Source organism: Virgisporangium aurantiacum (genome assembly GCF_016863635.1).
GTDB lineage: Bacteria > Actinomycetota > Actinomycetes > Mycobacteriales > Micromonosporaceae > Virgisporangium > Virgisporangium aurantiacum.
The window spans coordinates 1-24,777 of sequence record NZ_BOPG01000109.1; the positions used below are offsets into that span (position 1 = coordinate 1).

Genomic DNA, 24,777 nt, shown 5'->3' on the forward strand with positions numbered 1-24,777 from the left:
TGGGCGGCGAGGAGGTCAGTTGGGGCGACGTCGCCGAGAGCCGGAAGCGCTTCGGTGACCGGTGCGTGTTCGTCAACGGCTACGGCACCACCGAGGTCAGCTTCATCGCCCAGCACCACATCGGCCCCGACGACCCGCACGGACCCGGTGGGGCGTCGGGCGCGCGGGTTCCGGTCGGGCACCCGCTGGCCGGCATCGAGGTCGACCTGGTCGACTCCGCCGGAAATGCGGACGGTGACCTCGGTGAGGTGGTCGTCCGCAGCCCGCACGTGGCCCTCGGGTACTGGGGCCGGCCCGACCTGACCGCCGAGCGGTTCGTCGAAGGCTCCACTGTGGACGGTCGCGGGTACCGCACCGGTGATCTGGCCCGCCGGCTGCCCGACGGCCGGCTCGTCTACGCCGGCCGGGTCGACCGGCAGGTGAAGGTGCGCGGCTTCCGCGTCGAGCCGGGCGAGATCGAGGCGCGGCTGGCCGCCCGTCCCGACGTGGCCCACGTCGCGGTGGCGCCGCACCGGGGCGAACTCATGGCGTTCGTGGTTCCGGCGGCGGGCGTTGTCCTGGACGCCGAGGAGCTGCGCCGGGACCTCGGCACCGAGCTGCCGGACTACCTGGTGCCCCGCACCGTCGTCCTGTTCCGCGACCCGCCGCTGACGTCGACCGGCAAGGTCGACGTGCGCGCCCTGCTCGACGGTCACGTGGACCGGGTACCGGCTCCCGCCCGCGATCCGGAGCCCGCCGGCGACGCGGCGCCCGGCACGCCCCTGATGGAGACGATCACCGCCGCGTGGCGGGAGGTGCTCGGTGTGCCGGACGTCGGGCCCGACGCCCGCTTCTTCGAGCTGGGCGGGCATTCGCTGATGATGGCGCTGGTGCACCAGCGGCTGCAGCAGGGCCTCGGCCGGAAGATCCCGCTCGCCTGGATGTTCCAGCATCCGACGGTCTCCTCGCTGGCGCGCCGGCTGGAAGCGGCCGGCACCGACGGCGCGGCGCTCGACCGGGTGTCCGACCGGATGTCGCGGCGACGCTCGGCGCGGGCCGGCCGGGGCACACCATGACCGACGACGAGGGTGCGCTCGCCGTCATCGGGCTGGCCTGCCGGGTGCCCGGCGCGCCCGACGCGGCGACGTTCTGGCGCAACCTGGTCGACGAGGTCGACTCGGTGCGCCGCTACACCGCCGACGACCTGCGCGCCGCGGGCGTGCCGGCGCGGCTGGCCGGCTGGGTCCCCGCGTACGGGCACCTCGACGGGCTGGCCGACTTCGACGCCGGGTTCTTCGGCTACCCGGTCGCCGAGGCCGCGCTCGTCGACCCGCAGCAGCGGCTGTTCCTGGAGGTCGCGTACGCGGCCGTCGAGGACGCCGGCTACGACCCGGCGCGGTCCGACGCGACGTTCGGCGTGTTCGCCGGCGCGGCGGCCAACCGGTACTTCCTGTGGCACCTGCTCGGCAACCCGGCCGCCCTGCCCGACGGCGTCGCGCCGGTGTGGCGGGAGGACTGGGAGGAGGCCGTCCCGGGCAGCCCGCCCGACTTCCTGCCGCTGCGGGTGGCGTACAAGCTCGGCCTGACCGGCCCGGCCGTCGCCGCGCAGACGGCGTGCTCGTCGTCGCTGGTCGCGGTCTGCCAGGCGGCGCAGAGCCTGCTCGACTTCCGCTGCGACATCGCGATCGCCGGCGGCGCGGCGGTCATCTCGACCCGCCAGGCGGGGTACCGGTACCGCCCCGGCGGGATGCTCTCGCCGGACGGGAACTGCCGGCCGTTCGACGTCACCGCCAACGGGATGGTGTTCGGCAACGGGGCCGGTGCGGTCGTCCTCAAGCGGTTGGCGGAGGCGGTCGCGGACGGCGACCACGTGCACGCGGTGCTGCGCGGCTGGGCGGTCACCAACGACGGCGGGGCACGGGCCGGCTTCACCGCACCGGGCGTCGACGGGCAGGCCGCCGCGATCGTCGAGGCGATGGCGGCCGCGGGCGTGTCACCCGACTCCGTCGGCCTGGTGGAGGCGCACGCCAGCAGCACGCCGGTGGGCGACACGATCGAGGTCGCCGCGCTGCGCCAGGCGTACCGGCGGGGGACCGACCGGGTCGAGGACTGCGCGCTGGGCAGCGCCAAGGCGAACGTCGGCAGCCTCGACGCCGCGGCCGGGGTGGTCGGCCTGATCAAGGCCGTCCACGCGGTCCGGGACGGCGTGGTGCCGGCCGATCCGGGCTTCACCGCGCCGCACCCCGACCTGGACCTGGCCGGCAGCCCGTTCTTCGTCCCCGCGAAGACGCAGGGCTGGCCGATCGGCGACGAACCGCGCCGGGCCGCCGTCAGCTCGTTCGGGATGGGCGGCACCAACGCGCACGTCGTCGTCGAGCAGCCGCCGGTGCGACCGTCCACAGTGGACGACGGCGGGCCGCACACGCTGGAACTCTCGGCCGCGACACCGACGGCCCTGGCCGCGACCGCGCGCCGGCTGGCCGACCACCTCACGGATGACGGGGCGCCGCCGCTCTCCGACGTCGCCTACACGCTGGCCGTCGGCCGGGCCCGGCTGGCACACCGGGCCACGGTCACCTGCCGCACGACGGCGGAGGCCGTGGAATCCCTGCGCCGCCTCGCATCCGGTGACGCCCCGGGCCACGTCGCGCCCGCCGCACCGCCGCGCGCCGGTCGGCGGGTCCCCCTGCCGACGTATCCGTTCGAGCGCCGCCGGTGCTGGATCGACCCGCCCGACGACGCGGACGCAGGTGGCCGCCTCCCCACCGAGACGGCCACCTGACCCGACGAGCCGTCGCTCAGGCCGGCGGCATCAGGTGCACGTTGTCGATCGCGACGGTCCACCGACCGTGCTCGCGGACCATCCCCATGGTCACCGCGAACTCCCGGTCGACCCCCGTGACCGTGTTGATGTTGTGCGCCTCCACCACCGCGATGCCCGACTCGCAGCCGTAGACCGTCTCGGACAGGATCGAGTACGTCCAGACCCAGTTCGGCACCGCGAAGTTGGCCCGGGCCGTCGCCATGATCGCGTCGCGGCCGTAGGTGGCCACGCCGTCGTACCAGAAGATCATGCGCGGGTTGAGGATCCGCTCGTACCGCACGGCGTCCCGCGCGTTGTACGCCTCGTTGTCCTCGACGACGGCCGCCCGGAACTCGCGGGCGCACCGCTGGTGCTGGCGCTGCGTCGAGGCGCCTCATGATGGTCTTTCGCATCGTCCCTCCCGAGGTAATCCGTAGACCGTGACCACCTCGGACGATGCCCGCACCCACTCCCCGAACGGTCCCCGTCCGGTCCCGTGTCAGCGCGCAGCGACCCGCCGGCCCCGCAGCACCATGACGCCGACGCTCACCACCGTCAGCCCCGCCACGGCCGCCGCCCAGATGGTCCGGCGGCGGTACGCCCGGCCGCATTCCGTCGCGCGATCGCCGGGCAGGCCCGACGGCTTCCACCCGATCGGATCCAGCACGCTCCCGCAGTTGAGCAGGTCGTGGGCGTCGATCCGCTCGTACGAGATCGGCGTCGCCAGCACGAGAACCACCAGGATCCCGCCGACGACGAGCAGACCGGTCGCCCCGGCGGCGGACCGGCTCTGGACCATGACCTTCACGAGAACGAGGCCGAACCCCGCGCAGAGGATGGCCAGCAGTACCGTCAGCAACTCACCCATGCCGGCCGATCGTAGGCATCGATGATGCGTTTCCTGTGCGGATCCGACGCCGTTCCGATGCCGCCGGGATGCGCGCACCGCACGCACCCCGGCGGGAACCGTTACTCGTAGGAGATGGCGTTCAGCACGTTCAACCGGGCGGCGCGCACCGCGGGGATGACCGCCGCCGCCACGCCGATGATCACCGCGGCGAACAGGTAGATGACCATCAGGGCCCACGGCAGCGTCATCTCCGAGATGCCGTCGTCCTTCAATGCGTCGACCACCGCCACGCCCAGCCCCAGCCCCACGGCCAGGCCGAGGATGGTGCCGAACAGCGAGATCACGATCGACTCCACGGTGATCATCCGCATCGTCTGGCTGCGCCGCAGGCCGATCGCCCGCAGCATGCCCAGTTCCCGCGTGCGTTCGAGCACCGACAGCACCAGCGTGTTGATGACGCCGAGCACCGAGATCGCGATCGCCACCAGCAGCAGCACCTGCACCGCGCCGAGCAGGAAGTCGAAGATGACCGTCTGGCTGCCGATGAACTCGTCGCGGGTCTGCGCCGACACCTCGGGGCTGTCCTTCAGCGCGTCGTTGACCTGCTTCTTCATCGCCGTCACCGAGGCGCCGTCGTCGAGCTTCAGGTACGCCATCGTCCACTGTGGAGTTTTGAACAGCTCCTGCGCGTCGTCGTGGTTGATGACCCAGCCGGGGTTGACCTGCGTGCGCCCGGTGACGCCCACCAGCGTGAACGTCCGCTCGCCCTGCGGCAGGTCGAGCGTCACCCGGTCGCCGGCCTTCTTGTTGAAGGACTTGGCGGTGCCCTCGTCGGCGATGACCTCGCCGCGGTCGAGCGAGCTGATGTCGCCGGTACCCGTCGGCAGGTCCAGGACCTGACGGGCCCGGCCCCAGTCGTCGTACGACCACGCGATCGTGCCCTTGCCGTCGATCTCGGTGAAGATCTCCATCGACACGGCCGCCGTCGTCTGCACGTCGGGCAGGGCCTTCACCTTGTCGTAGGCCGGCTGGTCGAGGATCGGCGGAAGTTCCGAGGTCTGCGTGCCGGCGATGATGATGTCGGCCCGCATCTGCTTGTCCATCGACGTGTCGATCGTCGTGCTGACCGACGACACGATCGTGCTCACGCCGGTGATCAACGCGATGCCGATCATCACGGCCGCGGCGGTGATCGCCGTGCGGCGCGGGTTCCGCGACGAGTTGCGCCGCCCCAGTTTGCCCGGCACCGACCAGGAGAACAGCCGCCCGACCGTCGACACCACCGGCCGGCACAGGAACGGCGTCAGCAGCGCCACGCCGATGAGGCCGAACAGCACGCCGCCGAGCACCAGCAGGATCGGGTTGTCGCCGGCGCCCCGCAGTCCCAGGACCAGCAGCACCACCCCGATCGCGGTGACGGCGCCGCCGGCGATCGTCAGGCCGATGATCGACCGGTCGGCGGTGGCCGCCTCGCGCATCGCGGCCACCGGCGGGACCCGCGCGGCCCGCAGCGCCGGCAGGATCGCGGCGAGCACGGTGACGCTGATCCCGATCGCGAACGAGCTGATGATCGCCGCCGGTGGGACGCCGAGCCCGGCCAGTTCCAGGCCGCCGCCGCCACCGATCTGCCCGAGCCCCCACGCGCCGACCCAGCCGAGGCCGATGCCGGCGAGCAGACCCACGGCCGACCCGATGAGACCCACCACCACGGCCTCGATCAGCACCGAGCCGATCATCTGGCCCCGGCCGGCACCGATCGCCCGCATGAGGGCGAGTTCCCGCGTCCGCTGCGCCACGATGATCGAGAACGTGTTCAGGATCAGGAAGACGCCGACCAGCAGCGCCACACCGGCGAAGCCGAGCAGGACGTAGTTGATGAAGTTGAACACCGTCTTCAGCGGCGCCGCGCTCTTCTTCGCCAGCTCGTCGCCGGTCTCGACGTTGAAGTCGCCGCCCAGCGTCCGCTTGAGATCGTTCTGGACGGTCGTGACCGACGCACCGTCGGCGACCTCGACGGAGATGTTGCTCCACAGGTCGGTCTCGCCGAGCATGAGCCGCTGGGCCTGCTGATCGGTCCAATAGACCATGAACTCGCCGCCGAGCGAGTCGCGGCCGCCGGTGGCCCCGGCGATGCCGACGACCGTGAACGGGCGGTTCTCGCCCTTGATCCGCACGGTGACCGTGTCACCGACCTTGAAGTCGCCGTCCTTGGCGACCTGCGCGTTGATGACGACCTCGTCGTCGCCCCGGGGCGCGTTGCCCTCGCGCAGCTTCATCACGGGGTCGTCGCCGGTCCAGTTCGCGCCCAGCTCGGTGCCGGTCTGGTTGGGCAGCAGCTTGCCGTCCTTGCCGAGCACCAGCGCGCCGTTGACCGCCACGTACCCGGCGGCCTCCTTGACGCCCGACACGGCGCTCACCCGGTCGACCACCGACGCCGGCACCGGCACCGCGACCGGGATGCCCTGGAACTCCATCGTCGACTTCGTCGACACCTCGAGGTCGGTGTACTCGTAGACGCTCGCGAAGAGGTTGTCGAACGTGCGGCCCAGCGTGTCGTTGAGCACCAGCGAGCCCGAGATGAACGTGACCGCGAGCACCACGGCCACGCCCGACAGGGCCAGCCGCAGCTTGCGGGCGAGCAGGCTGCGGAACGTCGCCCGGATCATGCCGGCTTCTTGGTGAGGTCGGGGCCCGGCGCCACGTCGAGGCTCTTGAGGCGGTCGAGCACGGCGTCGGCGGTCGGGTCGACGAGCTCGTCGACGACCGCGCCGTCGGCGAGGAACACCACCCGGTCGGCGTAGCTCGCCGCGTTCGGGTCGTGCGTCACCATCACGATGGTCTGCCCGAACTCGCGCACCGAGTTGCGCAGGAAGCCGAGCACCTCGGCGCCCGACCGCGAGTCGAGGTTGCCGGTGGGCTCGTCGGCGAAGACCACTTCGGGACGCGACACCAGCGCCCGCGCGCACGCGACGCGCTGCTGCTGGCCACCGGACAGCTGCGACGGCCGGTGACCGAGCCGGTCACGCAGGCCGATCGTGTCGATCACGGTGTCGAACCACTGCCGGTCCTCCTTGCGGCCGGCGATCGCCAGCGGCAGCAGGATGTTCTCCTCCGCGCTGAGCGTCGGCAACAGGTTGAACTGCTGGAAGATGAAGCCCACCTTGGTGCGGCGGAGCTCCGTCAGCTGGCGGTCGGACATGCCGGTGAGCTTCGTGTCACCGACGTACACCTCGCCGCGGGTCACCGAGTCGAGACCCGCCAGGCAGTGCATCAACGTCGACTTCCCCGAGCCGGACGGCCCCATGATCGCGGTGAACCGGCCCCGCGCGAGCTCGACGTTGACCCCCCGTAGCGCGACCACCTGTGCCTCGCCGCTGCCGTACACCTTCCATACGTCGACGGCGCGCGCCGCGATGTCCGTCGCGGCGATCGTCCCGGTCACGTGCGTCCCCTATCATTTGAAGATCGTTGGGTAACACGCTAGGTGACCGCGTTCGCGGTTCCGTCGTGCTCGACGGCGATTCGCGCGTACCCCCTGGGAGTGAGACCGGGGGAGTACCTACCGCCCCGGACGGACGAGACCCGTCTCGTACGCCAGGACCACCGCCTGCACGCGGTCGCGGAGGCCGAGCTTGGTGAGGACGTGCCCCACGTGCGTCTTGACCGTCGTCTCGCTCACCGACAGCTCCCGGGCGATCTCCGCGTTCGACAGTCCACGGGCGAGCTGCACCAGCACCTCGCGCTCGCGTTCGGTCAGGGCGTCGAGGCCGCGCGGTGGCTGCGCCGACGGGTCGGGCAGCACCAGGGCGAACCGGTCGAGCAGCCGCTTGAGGATGCGCGGCGCCACCACCGCCTCGCCGGCCGCCACCGTGCGGATCGCCGCCACCAGGTCCTCGGCCGGCACGTCCTTGGCGAGGAACCCGCTGGCACCGGCCCGCAGCGCGCCGACCACGTATTCGTCCAGGTCGAACGTGGTGAGGATCAGCACCCGCACCGGCAGTTTCGCCTCGATGATCTGCCGCGTCGCCGCCACGCCGTCGAGCCGGGGCATGCGGATGTCCATCAGCACCACGTCGGGCAGCAGCCGGCGGGCCAGGTCGACCGCCTCCGCGCCGTTGCCGGCCTCGCCGACGATGTTGAGGTCGGTCTCGGCGCCGAGCACCATCTTGAACCCGGTGCGCAGCAACGGCTGGTCGTCGGCGAGCAGCACGCGGATCGGCGTCCCGCCGGACGGCGCCATCGGTGGTACAGGTCCGTCGCCGGGGGTTGCGGTGGTCACGCGGTTTCCTTCCCAACCGGGTGGACGCCCACAGCGTCGGCACCCGTGCTTTCAACTGCCGCCGTCACGTTTCCCTGTTCGCCCTCCAGCGGGATGCGGGCGAACACCCGGAACCCGCCGCCGGGCCGGGGACCCGCCCGGAGCGTGCCACCGTACAGGCTGATCCGCTCCCGCATGCCGAGCAGGCCGTGTCCCACGGTACGGGTTCCCGGCCGTGGACCGCGTCCGGTGTCGCTGATCTCGATGGCGAGCTCCCGCACCCCGAACGACAACCGGACCTCGGCCGCCGCCGGCCCGGCATGCTTGAGCGCGTTGGTGAGCGCCTCCTGGGTGATGCGGTACACCGCCAGCGCCACGCCGGGGTCGAGGTGGCCGGGCTCGCCCATGGTGGTCAGCTCCACCGGCAGGCCCGCTTCCCGCACCTGCTCGATCAGCTCGTCGAGGCCGGGCAGGCCGGGCTGCGGTTCCAGCTCGCCGACCGGTTCGGCGTCGGTGCGCAGCACCACGAGCAGCCGGCGCATCTCCCGCAGCGCCACCCGCCCGGTCTCCTCGATCGTCGCGAGCGCCTCGTCGGCGGCCACCGGATCCCGGCTGAGCGCCCGCCGGGTGCCGGTGGCCAGCACACTCATGACGCTGACGTGGTGCGCCACCACGTCGTGCAGTTCCCGGGCGATGCGGCGACGCTCGTCGGCGACCGCCTGTTCGGCGACGACGAGCTGGTCGCGCTCGGCGGTCTGCGCCCGGTCCTCCAACGCGGCGACGTAGGCCCGCCGGTTGTGCACGGTGCGGCCGATGAAGAACGTCAGCAGGAACATCAGCGTGCTGTAGGCAACCTGGTAGGCGACCGGAAGGTCGATCGGGATCGGGTCCGTCACCGACCGGCCGAGGGGCGTCAGCCCCAACAGCAGCGGCGCCAACCACAGCAACGCACTGGTGCCGGCCGCATACTTCACCGAACATCGGGACGCGACCGTGTACGTGATCACGATCATCGCGATCCCGCTGCCGCCCCAGTCCTTCACCACGGCCGCGACGCACAGCTGCACCATCAGGACGCCGACCGCCCAGTGGACGGCCGTCCGCCGCAACGCCACCGCCACGTACCCGACGCCCAGCCACACCAACGGCCAGAACCAGTTGGCCGGCCGGTACCCGATCGGTTGCAACGCCCACAGCACCGACTCGCCGGCGAACAGACCTCCGGCCAGCATGATGTCGAACAGCAGCCGAGCCCGCGGGCTGTGCCGTTGCGCCACCATGAGGCGACGCTATCCGCTACCGCGCCCCACATCTCGTACGCGACGCCGATCTCTCCTCATCCTTCGGGATGAGACCCCGGCAGCCGCCCGCCCGGCGGCCGGTCGCATCGTGGGAGACAACGGTTCGTTGCAGCAGACCGTTGTCTCCCACGTTCAGGCCCGGCCCGCGGTTTTCGGATCTTGGAAATTTGTGGTTGCCACAACGACCACCGTTTTCCAAGATCCACCAAGCCGGGCGCGCGGCGACCGACAAAGCGCATGAATCACCCGGTCGCCGGGTCGGAACCGCGAACGTCGAGCGCCGGAATCGGCAGTGCCGCTACGCAGTGCCGCTATGCAGGTGGCGCCGCCGGGATCGCAGGTGCCGCGACGTCGGCCGGCGCCGCAACCGGCTGCGCCGGCGTGGCGGTCGGCTGCGCTGGCGCGTCGCCTCCTGCCGTGGTGGCGGGCCGGCCCGGCCCGGCGGCAGTGGCGCCGTCGACGGGAGGGGCGGGTTCGGGGCGCTTCTCCGGGTACGGCGGGGGTGTGCCACCGTACGCCGGGCACAGGTCCTGGTAGCTGCACCACCCGCACAAGCGGCTCGGGCGCGGACGGAAATCGCGGTCGGCGGTGGCGCGTTCGATGGCCTGCCACAGGGCGACCAGGGTGCGCTCGAAGCGGGAGAGCTCCTCCTCGTCGGGCGTGTAGTCGCACACCTCGGCGTCTTTGAGGTAGACCAACCGGAGCACCCGGGGGACCCGACCGCGCAGGCGCCAGACGACCAGGGCGTAGAACTTCAGCTGGAACAGTGCCCGGGCCTCGAACGCCTCGCGGGGGGCGCCGCCGGTCTTGTAGTCGACCACCCGCATCTCGCCCGTCGGCGACACGTCGAGGCGGTCGATGATGCCGCGGAGGCGCAGCTCGTCGGCCAGGACCGTCTCGACCATGATCTCGCGCTCGGCCGGCTCGAAGCGGCGCGGATCCTCCACGGCGAAGTAGCCGCCGAGCAGGCTGCGGGCGCCGGCGACGAAATCCTCCTCGGTGAGGCCGTCGCCGAACAGGCCGGTGATGTCGGACCATTCCTCGCGCATGCGCGCCCACTCCGGCTCGACCAGGGCCTCGGCCGACCCGGGCGTGCGCTCGGCGGCCGGCAGGTCGAACAGCCGGTCGAGCACGGCGTGCAGGAGCGTGCCGCGCACCGCGTCGGCGTTCGGCTTCTCGGGCAGCCGGTCGACCGTGCGGAAGCGGTAGAGCAGTGGACAGGTCTTGAAATCGCCCGCCCGCGACGGCGACAGCGACGGGAAAACCCGCTCCTCGGCAACCGCACCGGACACCTCAACCGTCATGCCCGAAACACTAGGCGAGGGGTACGACGCTTTCCGCGCCCGTACCATCACCAGGGTGGCCGGGCACGAGCGGAACTCACGTCAGGGGATACCGCTCGGCCGCGTCCTGGGCTTCCCGGTGCGCCTGAACCTGTCCTGGCTGGTGCTGGCGGTGTTCGTCACGATCCTCTACGGCGGGCAGGTCGCCGATGCCCGGCCGGGCCTCGCCACCGGCGCCGCCTACGGGTTCGGTGTGCTGTTCGTGGCCGGGCTGCTGGCCTCGGTGCTGCTGCACGAGCTCGGGCACGCCCTGGTCAGCCGGCGTCTCGGCACCGGCGTCACGGGGATCACGTTGGAGCTGCTCGGCGGCTACACGGAGATGGAGCGCGACGCACCGCGTCCCGGAATCGAGGCCGCGGTGTCGTTGGCCGGCCCCGCCGCGTCCCTGATTCTCGCCCTCGCGGCCGGCGCCGGAGCCGCGGCCCTGCCCGGCGATGGCACCGCCGCCCGCTTCCTGGCCCACCTGGCGATCAGCAACGCCATCATCGCGATCTTCAACGTGCTGCCCGGCCTGCCGCTCGACGGCGGCCGGGCCCTGCACGCGGCGATCTGGGCCGGCACCGGCGACCCGCACCGCGGCCGCCGGATCGCCGGCACGGTCGGCGTGGCGCTCGCGGTGGGCGTGGCGACCTTCGCGACGCTGATCTACCTCAGGGGCTGGTTGTCGCTGGTCGGAGCCGCTTTCACGCTGGTGGTGGCCGGGTCGATCGGGCTCGGCGGGGTGGCCTCGGTGCGGCTCGGCCGGGTCGGCGCCCGCCTGCGGCTGCTCGACGTCGACCGGCTGACCCGGCCGATCTTCGGGGTGCCGGCCGGTACGACCATCGCCGAGGCCCACCGCCTGGCCGGAGCCGGTGACACGGTCTTCGGCGTGGTCGACCCGGACGGACGGCTGTGGGCGGTGGTGCCGGAGGCGGAGGATGCGACGGTGCCGGTCGATCGTCGGGGCGTCGTCGAGATCGACACGGTGGCCCGGCTGGTCGGCCTGTACCGGTCGGTGCCGGCCGGGTTGAGCGGTGACGACCTGCTGCGCGCCGTCGAGGACGACCCCGTCGGCGACTACCTGGTCACGGCTGGAGAGGATGTGGTCGGCATCCTGCGCGTTTCCGACGTCAAGCGGGTCATCAGACCCACGGAGCGCGTCTCACCGACCCGAAGGAGTGGCACGTGACCGCCACGCAGGCAGGCCCCCGGCACCGTGGGCCGTTCCGTCCGGGCGACCGCGTGCAGCTCACCGACCCCAAGGGCCGGCTGCACACGATCACACTCGAACCCGGCAAGCAGTTCCACACCCACCGCGGCATGGTCGACCACGACGCCCTGATCGGGCTGCCCGACGCCAGCGTCGTCACGAGCTCGGGCGGCACCCAGTACCTCGCGCTGCGTCCCCTGCTCGCCGACTACGTGCTCGGCATGCCGCGCGGCGCCCAGGTGATCTACCCGAAGGACGCGGCCCAGATCGTCGCGATGGGCGACGTCTTTCCCGGTGCCCGGGTGCTCGAAGCGGGTGCCGGGTCGGGCGCGCTGAGCTGCTGGCTGCTGCGCGCCGTGGGGCCGACGGGGCAGCTGTTCTCCTTCGAGCAACGGGCCGACTTCGCGGAGATCGCGCGACGTAACGTTTCCGCCTTCATGGGCGATGTCCCGGACAACTGGTCGCTCACAGTGGATGACGTAGGCGCCTGCGAAGAAAACGATTTTGACCGGATAATCCTTGACATGCTCACTCCGTGGGAGCACCTGGACCTCGTCGAGCGCGCGCTGGTGCCCGGCGGCGTCTTCGTCGGGTACGTGGCGACCACGCCCCAGCTCAGCGAGCTGGTCGAGGCGCTGCGCGAGCGCGGGTGCTTCACCGAGCCACGGGCCTGGGAGACGCTCGTCCGCGACTGGCACGCCGACGGTCTCGCGGTGCGGCCGGACCACCGCATGATCGCCCACACGGCGTTCCTGGTGACGGCCCGGCGCATGGCGCCCGGCGTGGTGGCCCCGCCACGCCGGCGCAAGCCGAGCAAGGGCGCGGAGGCGTACCAGCTCCGGCGGGCCGCGGCGGCGGCCGGTGCGGCCGTGGCGGCGGCCGCGGGTGCGGTGAGTAACGGGACGGCCGGCGGGGCCGTCCAGGGATCGGCGGCCGGCCGGGCTGCCAATGGGACCGCCAGTGGCAACGGCACGAGTGCTGCCGGGGCGGTGCCGGGCGAGGGGGGCCCACCATGACCGAGGGACGTATCAAGGTCATCGGCGGAGCCGATGGGCTTTGCCGGGGCCGCAGCTCGCGGAGCGAGGTGCGGCCATGACGAGGTCGAGTTTCGGGAACGAGATGCCCGCGGTCTTTCCGGACTGGTCTCCGTACACGGAGCTGGACTCGGCCGCCCGGGCGTACCTGCGGGACCCCGAGATCGCGCTCGATGCCCTGGCCGGCGTCATGCGCGGCTCCCAGGTGCTCGGCTTCACGCTGGAGCGCTTCGTGAACGAGGTCAACGGGGTCTGGCAGGAGGTCGTCGTCTGCGACGGCACCCGGCTCGTGCTCTGGCACGGTGAGGACCTGCCACCCGGCGACGGGCCGCCCGGGTCGATGTCGTCGTCGCTGCGGGTGGTGGCGTTGTCGGCGGTGACGGAGGTGGGCTGCCGGCGCCGGCTCACGCGCACCGGTGGCGGCCAGGTGCGCGTCGACAGCATCGACGTCTACCTGCTGCTCAGCTCGCTCGACGAGACCAGCGCCGGCCCGGGCCTGGGCGCGGCCGAAGACGGCGGCCCGGTGATCCGGCACGACGCGCTGCGGTTCGGCAAGACCCTCGACGACGGGGGAGCGGGGCAGATCGGCCGGTTGGAGGAGTTCGCCCGGCTTGTCTCGTCGCTGGTCGGCCGGCCGATGATTTGATTCAGGCGGCTTCGGCCTCGGGGCCGGCCACCGCCGCGCCGTCACTCAGGCGGGTGACGTGAATGCATTCACCCGGGCACTCCTTGGCCGCGTCGATGACGTGCAGCCGCAGGCCGGACGGAACTCCGACGCGCGAACCGGGATTGAGGCGCAGCTCACCGTCGCCGCCCTTGACGTAGGCGAGACCGTCGACATCGAACTCGAAGACCTCCGGCGCGTACTGCACGCAGAGGCCGTCTCCGGTGCACAGATCCTGGTCGACCCGCACCTCGAGCTCGTCCGACACCGGTCCTCCTTGATCTGGGATCACCTGTTCCGACGGTACCCGAAGGCGACAGTTGGGCGAACTCCACACCGACACGGTCAAGAAACCGTGGGCGATGCAACGGGACTCGGCACCAGATGAGCAGTTAGTGTTAGAGCACAACGTTTAACCCCCGGGGAGGTGGGACGTGGCACGCAGCGACGACGCGGATGCGCGCGCCGCACGGTGGGAGAGGGATGCACACGACCTCGCCACCCAGGTCGCGTACCTCCAAGAGGAGCTCGCCCTGGTGCGGCGGAAGCTGACCGAGAGCCCTCGTCATGTACGCCAACTGGAGGAGCGCCTGGCGGCCGCCCAGGCACAGGTGTCTCGGCTGACCGAGAACAACGAGCGGTTGGTGGCCACGCTCAAGGAGGCGCGGGCCCAGATCATCACCCTCAAGGAAGAGGTTGATCGGCTGGCCCAGCCACCGAGTGGCTACGGGGTCTTCCTGACCAAGCACGACGACGGCACTGCCGACGTCTTCACCGGTGGCCGCAAGTTGCGGGTGGCGGTGTCGCCGGCGCTCGACCTCGACGAGCTCCAGCGTGGCCAGGAGGTCCTGCTCAACGACGCGCTCAACGTCGTCGACGCGTTCGGGTTCGAACGTGCCGGCGAGGTCGTCATGCTGAAGGAGCTGCTCGAGGCGCCGGAAGGCCAGAAGGCCGACCGCGCTCTCGTCATCTCCCACGCCGACGAGGAGCGCATCGTCTATCTGGCCGACTCTCTGATAGATGTGCCGTTGCGGTCGGGCGACTCGCTCATGGTGGAGCCCCGCTCGGCGTACGCGTACGAGCGCATCCCCAAGAGCGAGGTCGAGGAACTGGTCCTCGAAGAGGTCCCCGACGTCGACTACACCGACATCGGCGGTCTCGACCGGCAGATCGAGCAGATCCGCGACGCGGTGGAGCTGCCCTTCCTGCACGCCGACCTGTTCCGCGAGCACCAGCTCCGGCCGCCGAAGGGCATCCTGCTCTACGGTCCGCCCGGGTGCGGTAAGACGCTGATCGCCAAGGCGGTGGCGAACTCGCTGGCGAAGAAGATCGCCGAACGTCAGGGCAAGGAGAAGCACACCAGCTACTTCCTCAACATCAAGGGCCCGGAGCTCCTCAACAAGTACGTCGGTGAGACGGAGCGCCACATCCGGCTGGTGTTCCAGCGGGCCCGGGAGAAGGCCGGCGAGGGCACGCCGGTCATCGTGTTCTTCGACGAGATGGACTCGGTGTTCCGCACCCGCGGCTCCGGCGTCTCGTCCGACGTCGAGAACACGATCGTCCCGCAGCTGCTCAGCGAGATCGACGGTGTGGAAGGCCTGGAGAACGTCATCGTGATCGGTGCCTCCAACCGGGAGGACATGATCGACCCCGCGATCCTGCGGCCCGGCCGGCTCGACGTGAAGATCAAGATCGAGCGTCCGGACGCGGAAGCGGCGAAGGACATCTTCTCCAAGTACATCCTCACCGACCTGCCGCTGCACTCGGAGGACGTCGACCAGAACGGTGGCTCGCGCGACGCCTGCGTCGCGGCGATGATCCAGGCCACGGTCCTGCGGATGTACTCCGAGACCGAGGAGAACCGCTTCCTCGAGGTCACCTACGCCAACGGTGACAAGGAGGTCCTGTACTTCAAGGACTTCAACTCCGGCGCGATGATCCAGAACATCGTCGACCGGGCGAAGAAGATGGCCATCAAGGACTTCCTCGGAAGCGGACAGAAGGGGCTGCGCCTGCAGCACCTGCTCGACTCCTGCGTCGACGAGTTCCGTGAGAACGAAGACCTCCCCAATACGACCAACCCGGACGACTGGGCCCGGATCTCCGGCAAGAAGGGCGAGCGGATCGTCTACATCCGCACCCTCGTGTCCGGTGGCAAGGGCACCGAGGCCGGTCGGTCCATCGAAACGGCCAGCAACACCGGCCAATACCTGTAAGCGGGCAAACCGGAAAGGCGCCGACCGCGGTCGGCGCCTTTCCCGTGTGTAAAGGCCGTGCAACCGCGCTCTGTGGTCGCGTGTGTCGTGTCCGTGTGCGGCCGAACGGTTGATGTGCGCCGGGTTCGGAGCAGCCCCGTGGAGCGGCTATTGTCTGTCAGTCCCGATTCCCCGCGGCCGATGGCTGCCGTGTCGCAAGTGAGGCTTTCCTGGTGACCGATGTGACCGACCCGAGTCCGGTTTTCATCCATCCGACGGCGGAGGTCGAGGACGGTGCGTCGATCGGGCCGGGCACCAAGGTGTGGCACCTCGTGCACGTACGGGGAACCGCGACCATCGGCGCGAACTGCACGATCGGCCGCAACGTCTACGTCGATGCCGACGTCACCGTCGGCGACGAGGTGAAGATCCAGAACAACGTGAGCGTGTACACCGGCGTGACGATCGAGGACAAGGTCTTCGTCGGCCCGAGCGTGGTGTTCACCAACGACCTCCGTCCGCGGGCCACGGGCGGCTGGGCCATCACCCCCACCCTGGTACGCACCGGCGCCTCGATCGGTGCCAACGCCACGCTGGTGTGCGGCGTCACGGTGGGGGAGTACGCGATGGTCGCGGCCGGTTCGGTCGTGACGAAGAACGTCGAACCGCACCGCCTCGTCGCGGGAAATCCCGCCCGCCCGCTGGGCTGGGTGAACCGTGACGGCGAGGTCGTGAGCCGGGACACCGAGAAACCGTCCGCCGAGATCCTCGACAACAGGAGCGCGAACCAGATGCAGCCGATCCCGATCACCCGGGTCGTGATCACCCCCGAGCAGGAAGCGGCGGTGCTCGCCGTCCTGCGGTCGGGCGGCCTCGCCCAGGGCCCGGTCGTGAAGAAGCTGGAGGACGGCTTCGCCGAGTTGCACGGCGTGCCGCACGCGGTCGCCGTCTCGAACGGGACGGTCGCGCTCGTCGCCGCGCTGGAGGCGCTGCGCCTCGGCCCCGGCGACGAGGTCATCACCACGGCGTTCAGCTTCGCGGCGACGCTCAACGCGATCCTGGAGTCCGGCGCCACGGTGCGGTTCGCCGACATCACCGACGACTACACGATCGACCCGGCCGCGGTCGAGGCGCTGATCACACCGCGCACGAAGGCGATCATGCCGGTCCACCTGTACGGGCTCCCGGCCGACATGACCGCGATCGCCGCGATCGCCGACAAGCACGGGCTGAAGATCATCGAGGACGCCGCGCAGGCGCACGCCGCGAAGGTCGGCGACCGGTTTGTCGGTTCGTACGGGGTGGGCTGCTTCTCGCTCTACGCCACCAAGAACATGCAGAGCGGTGAGGGTGGCATCGTCACCACCACCGACGACGCGGTGGCCGACCGGCTGCGCCTGCTGCGTAACCAGGGCATGCGGGTGCGGTACATGTACGAGGTGCCCGGGCACAACTGGCGCCTCACCGATCTCCAGGCCGCCATCGCGGTCCCACAGCTCGCGACCCTGGCCGAGACGGCGGCCCGGCGGGCCGCGAACGCCGCGGTGCTCAACGAGGGCCTGCAGGACGTGAAGGGCCTGGTGACGCCCGCGACACCGGCCGGCCGCACCCATGTGTGGCACCAGTACACGCTGCGGCTGGGCGACGACGCGCCGATCAACCGCGACCAGTTGACCAAGCAACTGGAGCAGGCCGGGATCGGCTTCGGTCTGTACTATCCCAGGCTCATGCACCACTACGAGTGTTACGAGGGCCACCCGCAGATCGCCGGCGACCACACCCCGGTCGCCGAGCGGGCCGCCGCTCAGGTGGTGTCGGTGCCCGTCCACCAGTGGTTGTCCCCCGATGACCTGGCCCGCATCGTGGCCGCAGTCCGAGGAGCGTTCAGTGCCTAAACTCGCCATCGTCGGCGCCGGCATCATGGGTGCCAACCACGGCCGGGTCGCCGGCTCGATCCGGGAGTTCACCGTCACCGCGGTGTGCGACAACGACGTCGAGCGGGCGGCGCTGATGGCCAAGCCGCACGACGCCCTGGCCACGTCGAGCCTCCAGGAGGCCATCGACGCGGCCGACTGCGTGGTGCTGGCCACGCCCAGCGAGACGCACGCCGAGATGGGCACGCGCATCCTGAAGAGCGGCCGCGACCTGCTGGTCGAGAAGCCGATCGCGACCTCGATCAGCGACGCCCGGGCGCTCATCGAGGCGGCCGAGGCGAACAACCGGGTCCTGATGGTCGGCCACGTCGAGCGGTTCAACCCGGCCGTCACCGAGCTGATGCGGCTGGTGAACGAGCCGGTGGCGCTGGAGATCACCCGGGTGGGTCCGTTCCCCACCCGGCTGCTCGCCGACGTGGTGCTCGACCTCATGATCCACGACATCGACCTGGCCCGGGCGGCGCTCGGGTCGGAGATCGTCAAGGTGGTCAGCGTCGGCCGGGCGGTCCGCTCGGACGACATCGACCTGGCCTCCGCGCTGCTGACGTTCGAGAACGGCGTGGTCGCGAACATCATCGCCAGCCGGGTCAGCCAGACCAAGATCCGGCGGATCAGCCTCACCCAGCGTGAGAACGCGGTCATCGCCGACCTGCTCCGTCAGCAGGTCGAGGTGCACCGCATCGAGCACTCCGAGTTCCTGTCGGACGGTGGCGCCCGCTACCGGCAGAGCGGTCTCGTCGAGATCCCGTATCTCGCCCAGCACGGCGAGCCGCTGATGCACGAACTGCGCCACTTCGCCACCTGTGTGCAGGAGCGCCGGACGCCGCTGAGCAGCGGCGCCGACGGTCTCGCCGCGCTCGAGGTGGCCATCTCCATCCGGGACCAGATTCTCGCGGGGTAGCCGTCGTGTACAAGGATCACAAGATCGCGGCCGTGGTGCCGGCGTACAACGAGAGCAAGCTCATCGGCAAGACGATCATGACGATGCCCGAGTACATCGACTTCATCGTGGTGATCAACGACAGGTCCACCGACGACACCTCGGCACAGGCCCGGGCGGTCGACGACCCGCGGGTCTTCGTGATCGACCACGAGGTCAACAAGGGCGTCGGCGGCGCGATCATCACCGGGCACAAGAAGGCGCTCGAACTCGGCGCCGACGTCAACGTCATCATGGCCGGCGACGCCCAGATGGACCCGCAGTACCTGCCCGACCTGCTCGACCCGATCTGCGAGAACGGGTACGAGTTCACCAAGGCCAACCGGTTCTACTCGCGCACCGGCTACGCGACCATGCCGTTCATGCGCGCCGCCGGCAGCATCGGGCTGTCGTTCGCCACCAAGGTGGCCAGCGGCTACTGGAACCTGTTCGACCCGCAGAACGGCTACACGGCGCTCAAGCGGACGGCGCTCAACCGGCTGCCGCTCGACCGGATCGCGCTCGGCTACGCGTTCGAGAACGACCTGCTCATCTGGCTGAACATCGTCAACGCGCGGGCCAAGGACGTCTCCGTGCCGGCGCTGTACGGCGAGGAGGTGTCCACGATGAACCTGCGCAAGGTCACGTGGACGATCGGCCGCCTGCTCGTCAGCGGGTTCTGGCGGCGGATGCTGCGCAAGCACGTGCTGCAGTCGTTCTCGGCCGTCGCGCTGCTGTTCTTCACCGGCCTCGCGCTGGTGACGTTCGGCGCGCTGGTCGGTTGCTGGGTGCTCTACGAGACGCTCGGCGAGCCCGTCGCCACCACCGGCAGCGTGCTCCTCTCGGTGGGTCCGCTGCTCACCGGCATCCACATGCTGGTGAACGCCCTGATGCTCGACATCCAGTCAACCCCCGACTGACCCGGCCGCCCGCGCGGCCGGTCCGGCCGGGCCGTCCCCACGAGTCGATCTTGCAGTTGTGTCCGCCCTTTCGCCGGAATTCGCCCGTTTTTCTGCGGACACAACTGCAAGATCGGCGATGTTGGGGGGCGGGCGGGTCCGTCGATGGTCTTCAGCAAGTGGGAGGCCGGGCACCTTGTTCAAAGGTGCCCGGCCTCCCACTCATTTGATCTAGCCGACCTTGCGTTGTTCGCGCCGGTCCGCGCCCGGCAGCGACTTGTCGTGCACGAACCCGATCCACCGGACGACCGGTGCACCGGCCCGGCTGCCGGTCATCTCGATGCGGTACTGGAGGAACTGACCGGCGGGCACCGTGAGGGCGGCCTGCGCGGCGGGAACAGCCGTCCAGCCCGACCAGGAGCCGTCGGGTGTGGGCGAGTTGCCGCTCCGGACACTGACCACCATCCGCGCTCCCGACGGCACCGTGGCGTCCCACCGGGCGTGCTTCCAGGCGACCGCCTGGGTGGCGTCGAGCACCCGGGACGTGAACGTGCCGGACCCGGTCGCGGTGGACAGGGTCAGGTCCGCCAGACTGTCACCACGGATCAGTACCGGCCCGCTCACCGTGCCCGTCTTGAACCCGACCCTGGTCTGGTCCGCGACACCCGGTGCCGAGGAGAAGACCTGCACCGGAGAGGCACCGGCCGCCGGGAACGTCACCTGGTTGCCCCCGGTGTCGGTGCTCACGACCCGCACGTTCAGCGTGGAGTTGGCCGGCACCTTCGCCAGCACCACGATGTGGTCGGTGACCAGTTTCTCGTCCAGCCCGATCTGGTCGAGACGGTCGGACGAGTACCCGTAGAGCACCCGGGACTCCGCCGGCTCGCTGGTTTGCCAGGTGACCCGCACGGTGCTGTCCGGCAGCGGGGTCACCTTGAGGCCGGCGATCGTCGGCGCGCTCCCGTCGCGCGGGGGCGTGGTGAACGAACTGACCTGGCCGGGCGCCGGCCACGTCGCGTCCCGACCCGCGGGGTCACGGGACACCACGCGGTAGTAGTACCGGGTGCCGGGCGCCAGCCCGGTGACCTTGACCCGGTGCTTGCGGGACTTGTCCGCCGTGAACTTGCGGGTCAAGGCGGTGGGCGACGTGCCGTACTCGATCTCCGACGAACCGGCCACGGTGGTGTTCCAGTTCACCTCCGCGCTGTCCGCCGTGACCGTGGCCTGCGGCGCCGCCGCGAGGACCGACGGGCCCGGCAAGCCGTAGCCGGCCGAGTACGACCCGCTGACGGCGGGGAAGAACGCGTACTCGATGCCTTTGACGGTGCTGATGCTGACCGGAACCGCGACGCCGCCGCGGGTCAACCCGGTCAGGACGGTGCCACCCGCGCCGGTGGTCGGCAGCGCCGCCACCATCCGTCGCGCCGTCGGTGCGGCGTCGATGGAGAACGACAGGCCGGCCGCCGACCAGGCGAGGTTCTGGAACGACGAGGCATTGCGCGCGTCGAACCACTCCAGCGCGTCCCGCGAGGTGATCACCGGCACGCCGTAGTTCTGCGCGCTGGCCACCAACGAGTCGTCCTCGTACGAGGTCGGCTCGTTGGAGTTGTGCATGTTCGCCACGAACATGCCGTAGTACCCCTCCGTGCCCATCGCCCGGGCCAACAACGTGTTCGACGTGAACGGGTAGCTCTGCCCCGACTCGTTGGACATCTGGGTCGGCGCCTGGTAGACGTCGATCACCCGGCCGCCGGTGTCGGTGAACCGCATCGGGATGCCCGATCCGGTCATGAACCCGGGCCGGTCCTGGATCCACGATCCGGGCCAGTAGTAGTAGTTCGTGTCGAAGCGGATGCCGTGCCGGAACTCGGTCTTCGGCTGGGAGTCCCAGTCGCTGTACGCGATGCAGTGGTACCGCGAGGTGGTCGGCGGAGGCACGCTCTGGTATTTCGCGGACCACTCCGCGAGCTGGGTCGAGTAGTCCGACTCCAGGCTCGCCGGGGTGAAGTTCGTGCACCCGTTCTGCGGGTGCATCGCGACCTCGAAGCCCTGCTCGTGGTAGGCCCGCGCCTGCGCGTCGGTGAAGCCGACCGACGCCCACAGGTACGTGGTGAACCGCAGGCACTGCCAGTCGTCGGTGCGGCAGCCGGGCGTGCTGTTGGCCAGGTACCGGTCGAACCGGCCGGAACTGCCGTGCGTGCCGGGCTCCTCGTCGTCGCCGGTCGGCACCACGATCGCGTTCGCCCCGCCCGGGAAGTACCAGAACCGCGGGATCGGCTTGCGATCGAGGTTGAGGTGCTGGATCAGGTTGACCAGCAGCCGCTGCTGCTCGTCGGCCTGCGGAATGGCCACCTTGTTCAGGTCGATCCAGTCCGTTCCACCACTACCGCCGAAGAACATGTCGTCGGAGCGGACCGGTGCCACGCCGTCGCGCTCCTGGCCCGCCCAGGCCGGGTTGCCCTGCCTGGTCAGCGCCACCGACTTGGCGAGGTCGTAGGTGAACGCCGCCGCCCGCCCGCCGGACGAGCCGACGGTGCGCATCGTCACGGCCGGGTTGCTCGCCGCCGCGGTGGCCGAGTTGTACAGCTGGGCGACCATCGTGGCGCCGGACAGCGTGTAACGGTCGGCGGTGCCGTGGAACTGCATCGTGGGCTCGGCGATGCCCGCGCCCGGCGCGGTCGCCTGGTCGACCTTGAGATACCCGTTGGCCAGGGTCCCGCCGGCCGCGGTGAGGCCCAGCAACGAGGCCAGCCGCGTGTCCGGGCTCATCGCGATGAGCTTGCCGCCGCCGTTGACCCACGTGGTCAGCATCGCCGCCTGCGCGTCGGTGAGCGCGATGTCACCGAGGATCGCCACGTCGTGCTGTCCGAGCGTCGACGCGGTAAGGCTTTCCAGCGACGCCGTCGAGAACGCGTTGACGCCCTCGGCGCGCAGGATCTCGGCGTAGTAGGAGCTGTACGGGTTGGTGGAGCTCGTGATCACCAGGATCGGGCCGCCCGGTCCGGCCGACGGGTCCGGCCCGGTGGTGAAGTTCCAGGTGACCGGTGCCATCACGGTTCCGGCACCGTCCCGCGCGTCGCTGACCGTCACCTGGTACGTGGTGGAGTAGGCCAGCGGGTTCGTCGGTCGGAAGACCGCGCTCCACGTCGAGCTGTTGTAGGTGACCGTGCCGGCCACGGTCGTGCTGCCGGCGCGCACCGCGATGCGGATCGTCGAGCCGGTGACCGCCTCGCCGAAGCGCACGTTGACCCGCTCGGTGACCGGGATGGTGGTCGCGTTCGTCGCCGGCGACTGGTTGACGAGCACCGGCGGTCCCGAGTCGGCCGAACTGGTCTCGTACACCGCGTCGACCCAGTAGTTGGCGGCGCCGTAGGTCGATGCCGGGAAGCCGCCCCCGGCGCCGTAGCGGTACACGCCGTTGCCGCCGCCGACCCCGTCCTGCGTGGCGGCCAGCGGTCCGGCCGTCACACCGTCGCGGCCGAAGAAGTTCGTGTCGTAGGCGAAGCGCCCGACGGGCGCGTAGTACGACGCTACGTAGGTCTGTCCCGCGGTCACCGCGACCGGAGTGCTGAACAGCACCTGCTGCCAGCCGGTGGCGGACTCGTCGGTGAACGTCGCCTGGCCCAGGTTGGCACCGGCCGACGACCACAACCGTCCGACGTGGGTACCGGCGTTCCCGGCGCCCTTGTAGAACCGGATCCCCTTGATGTAGCCGTTGCGCATCGGACGGATCCGCACGCCGAGTTCGACGGCCGACGTGTCGCTCGAGGTCTGGACGGTGGGTTCGCCGGTGCCGGACCAGAGCGTGCACGGGCCGCACGGCACCGCGGCCTGGCCGGTGAACATCACGTCGACGCCGTAGTCGGAGGAGTTGTAGGTGTTGGTCGGGAAGCCGCCGGTGCCGTAGAGGTAGACGCCGTTGCCGCCGTCGACCCCAGTGCGCAGGGCGGTCAGCGGGCCACGGGTCACACCCGCGGACGCGTACTTGTTCTCGGTGTACGAGTACTTACCGGTGGGCACGTAGTACGAGGCGATGTACGTGGTGCCGGCGGATATCGCCACCGGTTGCGCGAACCACGCCTGTTGCCAGCCGGTCGCCGACTCGGCCACGAACGTCGTCTCGGCGAGCTTCTGACCGGCCGAGGTCCACAACCGTCCGATGTGGACACCGGTGTTCCCCGCGCCCTTGAAGAACCGGACGCCCTGGATGAAGCCGTCCCGGTCGGCCCGGATCTTGACGCCGACCTCGATCGAGGCGGTCGCCGTCGAGGCGTAGACAGCGGGAGCCTGGTGGTCGGCGAAGACGGTGGCCGGGCACGTCACCTGGCCGGCCATGCCGTCGAACACCGGCTCGACCCAGTAGTTGGTCGACTGGTACGTCGCGGCGGGGAAGCCGCTGCTGCCGGACTTGTACACGCCGTTGCCGCCGTCGGAGCCGTTGACCATCCCGATGAGCGGCGAGCGCGTGATGTTGGAGGTGAAGTAGCTGGAGGTGTACGAGTACCGGCCGACCGGCGCGTAGTAGGACACGACGTAGGTCCAGCCCGCCGCGATCCGCACCGGCGCGCTGAACTGCGCCTGCTGCCACCCGGACGTCGACTCACCGGAGAACGTGACCTCGGCCAGCTTCTCGCCGCGCGAGGACCACAACCGCCCGAGGTGGGAACCGGTGTTGCCGGATCCCTTGTAGAACCTGACCCCGGTGACGTAGCCGTCCCGGTCGGCCCGGAACTTCATGCCGAGCTCGATCGGCGTCCCGTCGGTCGTGGTGCCGGCCGGAGCGTCGTTGTCGCGGAAGAGGGTGCGCGGGCAGCCGGCGACCGTGGGGGCCGCGAACCGCCACGACACCGGCGCCATCACGTTGCCGGCCGCGTCCTTGGCGCTGTTGACGGTGGCCTGGTAGGTGCCGCCGGCGACAGCGTCCTGCGGCGTCAGCACGACGGTGCGCGCGGCAGGGTTGTAGTCGACGCTGGTCGGGACCTGCTTGCCGGCGCCGTCGACGAGTTGGGCGCGGACCGAGTCGGGGTCGACGTCCTCGGACAGCGTGGCGGTGATCCGGTTCGAGGACGATGTCGCCGATCCGCCGTCCCCGGGATACCTGGAAACGACGGTGGGCGGTGTCCGGTCGGGGAGCGCGGCCGGCACGGCGGTCGACGCTCCGAGCGGATACGCCTCCACCGTGGACGATCCGGCGGGCCTGGCCGAGGCGGCGCCCGCGCCGCTGCCCAGGAGCATCGCGACAATCGTCAGCACGGTGAGGGGAAATGTCCAGGTAAAACGTTTGGATACGGACGTCATGGTGAAAACGCCTTTTCTGCCAATGGCGCAGTCGGACTCCGGGCGGCCGTCCCTCGCGGGTGACGCGGGCAGGACGATCGACGCGCGGAATCGGAGCGGGAGGGGGCAAGC

At 70.6% G+C, this 24,777-nt stretch carries 17 protein-coding genes and 2 pseudogenes; 10 read left to right on the forward strand and 9 right to left on the reverse strand.

Annotation, left to right across the window (positions count from 1 at the left end):
* Together Vau01_RS58040 and Vau01_RS58045 are read left to right on the forward strand one after the other, a co-directional pair.
* The coding region (locus tag Vau01_RS58040; RefSeq protein WP_204012053.1) for a non-ribosomal peptide synthetase at positions 1-1,055 on the forward strand (1,055 nt) is incomplete at its 5' end.
* Positions 1,052-2,761, forward strand: coding sequence for a beta-ketoacyl synthase N-terminal-like domain-containing protein (locus Vau01_RS58045; protein WP_204012056.1), 1,710 nt, complete (start codon positions 1,052-1,054; stop codon positions 2,759-2,761). The genes Vau01_RS58040 and Vau01_RS58045, both read left to right, overlap by 4 nt.
* 16 nt (positions 2,762-2,777) lie before the next feature.
* On the opposite strand, the pseudogene Vau01_RS58050 reads toward Vau01_RS58045, so the two are convergent.
* The 7 genes and pseudogenes from Vau01_RS58050 to Vau01_RS58080 form a co-directional block, all read right to left on the reverse strand.
* Positions 2,778-3,101 (reverse strand): annotated as a pseudogene (locus Vau01_RS58050) (nuclear transport factor 2 family protein); the annotation flags it as partial.
* A 180-nt stretch (positions 3,102-3,281) separates the two neighbouring features.
* On the reverse strand, positions 3,282-3,650 hold the full coding sequence (locus Vau01_RS58055) for a hypothetical protein (protein ID WP_204012062.1): 369 nt from the start codon (positions 3,648-3,650) through the stop codon (positions 3,282-3,284).
* 101 nt (positions 3,651-3,751) lie between these two features.
* Positions 3,752-6,298, reverse strand: coding sequence for an ABC transporter permease (locus tag Vau01_RS58060; protein ID WP_204012065.1), 2,547 nt, complete (start codon positions 6,296-6,298; stop codon positions 3,752-3,754).
* The gene (locus Vau01_RS58065) at positions 6,295-7,074 is read right to left on the reverse strand and encodes an ABC transporter ATP-binding protein (protein ID WP_239152940.1); all 780 of its coding nucleotides are present in this window, start codon (positions 7,072-7,074) and stop codon (positions 6,295-6,297) included. The genes Vau01_RS58060 and Vau01_RS58065 overlap by 4 nt, the downstream gene beginning before the upstream one ends.
* 117 nt (positions 7,075-7,191) lie before the next feature.
* Complete coding sequence (locus Vau01_RS58070; protein ID WP_204012168.1) at positions 7,192-7,872, reverse strand: response regulator; 681 nt, start codon at positions 7,870-7,872, stop codon at positions 7,192-7,194.
* Positions 7,873-7,907: 35 nt separating this feature from the next.
* Positions 7,908-9,170, reverse strand: coding sequence for a sensor histidine kinase (locus Vau01_RS58075; protein WP_204012068.1), 1,263 nt, complete (start codon positions 9,168-9,170; stop codon positions 7,908-7,910).
* 332 nt (positions 9,171-9,502) lie between these two features.
* Entirely contained in the window at positions 9,503-10,495 is a 993-nt protein-coding gene (locus tag Vau01_RS58080; RefSeq protein WP_204012070.1) for a RecB family exonuclease, read from the reverse strand.
* Between the two features lie 55 nt (positions 10,496-10,550).
* Between Vau01_RS58080 and Vau01_RS58085 the strand changes: the two genes are divergently transcribed.
* The 3 genes from Vau01_RS58085 (at position 10,551) to Vau01_RS58095 (ending at position 13,403) form a co-directional block, all read left to right on the forward strand.
* Positions 10,551-11,702: a site-2 protease family protein gene (locus tag Vau01_RS58085; protein ID WP_204012072.1), complete on the forward strand. Its 1,152-nt coding sequence runs from the start codon at positions 10,551-10,553 to the stop codon at positions 11,700-11,702.
* Positions 11,699-12,739, forward strand: a complete 1,041-nt coding sequence (locus tag Vau01_RS58090; protein WP_204012074.1) for a tRNA (adenine-N1)-methyltransferase — start codon at positions 11,699-11,701, stop codon at positions 12,737-12,739. The genes Vau01_RS58085 and Vau01_RS58090 overlap by 4 nt, the downstream gene beginning before the upstream one ends.
* Before the next feature lie 76 nt (positions 12,740-12,815).
* Positions 12,816-13,403 (forward strand): hypothetical protein, encoded by a 588-nt coding sequence (locus Vau01_RS58095; RefSeq protein ID WP_204012076.1) that lies wholly within the window; start codon positions 12,816-12,818, stop codon positions 13,401-13,403.
* Position 13,404: 1 nt separating this feature from the next.
* Here Vau01_RS58095 and Vau01_RS58100 read toward each other — a convergent pair whose 3' ends face one another.
* Positions 13,405-13,689, reverse strand: a complete 285-nt coding sequence (locus tag Vau01_RS58100; protein ID WP_204012078.1) for a ferredoxin — start codon at positions 13,687-13,689, stop codon at positions 13,405-13,407.
* A 166-nt stretch (positions 13,690-13,855) separates the two neighbouring features.
* Here Vau01_RS58100 and arc point away from each other — a divergent pair, with 166 nt between their 5' ends.
* The 5 genes and pseudogenes from arc (at position 13,856) to Vau01_RS58125 (ending at position 19,389) form a co-directional block, all read left to right on the forward strand.
* Positions 13,856-15,637, forward strand: a complete 1,782-nt coding sequence (arc, locus tag Vau01_RS58105; RefSeq protein ID WP_204012088.1) for a proteasome ATPase — start codon at positions 13,856-13,858, stop codon at positions 15,635-15,637.
* A gap of 212 nt (positions 15,638-15,849) precedes the next feature.
* Positions 15,850-16,371, forward strand: a pseudogene (locus Vau01_RS58110) (acyltransferase); the annotation flags it as partial.
* 36 nt (positions 16,372-16,407) lie between these two features.
* A complete protein-coding gene (locus tag Vau01_RS58115) occupies positions 16,408-17,511 on the forward strand; it encodes a DegT/DnrJ/EryC1/StrS family aminotransferase (protein WP_204012171.1) in 1,104 nt (367 codons plus the stop codon).
* A complete protein-coding gene (locus tag Vau01_RS58120; protein WP_204012090.1) occupies positions 17,504-18,451 on the forward strand; it encodes a Gfo/Idh/MocA family protein in 948 nt (315 codons plus the stop codon). The genes Vau01_RS58115 and Vau01_RS58120 overlap by 8 nt, the downstream gene beginning before the upstream one ends.
* A gap of 5 nt (positions 18,452-18,456) precedes the next feature.
* Positions 18,457-19,389, forward strand: coding sequence for a glycosyltransferase family 2 protein (locus Vau01_RS58125; RefSeq protein ID WP_204012092.1), 933 nt, complete (start codon positions 18,457-18,459; stop codon positions 19,387-19,389).
* A gap of 210 nt (positions 19,390-19,599) precedes the next feature.
* Here the strand turns inward: Vau01_RS58125 and Vau01_RS58130 are convergent, their stop codons facing one another.
* Positions 19,600-24,621 (reverse strand): DUF4082 domain-containing protein, encoded by a 5,022-nt coding sequence (locus Vau01_RS58130; protein WP_204012094.1) that lies wholly within the window; start codon positions 24,619-24,621, stop codon positions 19,600-19,602.
* Between the last annotated feature and the right edge of the window lie 156 nt (positions 24,622-24,777).

Excerpts from the sequence above, each read along its gene's own strand:
- Vau01_RS58045 (WP_204012056.1), top strand. The coding sequence starts at position 1,052 with ATGACCGACGACGAGGGTGCGCTCGCCGTCATCGGGCTGGCCTGCCGG.
- Vau01_RS58055 (WP_204012062.1), bottom strand. The coding sequence starts at position 3,650 with ATGGGTGAGTTGCTGACGGTACTGCTGGCCATCCTCTGCGCGGGGTTC.
- Vau01_RS58060 (WP_204012065.1), bottom strand. The coding sequence starts at position 6,298 with ATGATCCGGGCGACGTTCCGCAGCCTGCTCGCCCGCAAGCTGCGGCTG.
- Vau01_RS58070 (WP_204012168.1), bottom strand. The coding sequence starts at position 7,872 with ATGGCGCCGTCCGGCGGGACGCCGATCCGCGTGCTGCTCGCCGACGAC.
- Vau01_RS58075 (WP_204012068.1), bottom strand. The coding sequence starts at position 9,170 with ATGGTGGCGCAACGGCACAGCCCGCGGGCTCGGCTGCTGTTCGACATC.
- Vau01_RS58080 (WP_204012070.1), bottom strand. The coding sequence starts at position 10,495 with ATGACGGTTGAGGTGTCCGGTGCGGTTGCCGAGGAGCGGGTTTTCCCG.
- Vau01_RS58095 (WP_204012076.1), top strand. The coding sequence starts at position 12,816 with ATGACGAGGTCGAGTTTCGGGAACGAGATGCCCGCGGTCTTTCCGGAC.
- Vau01_RS58115 (WP_204012171.1), top strand. The coding sequence starts at position 16,408 with ATGCAGCCGATCCCGATCACCCGGGTCGTGATCACCCCCGAGCAGGAA.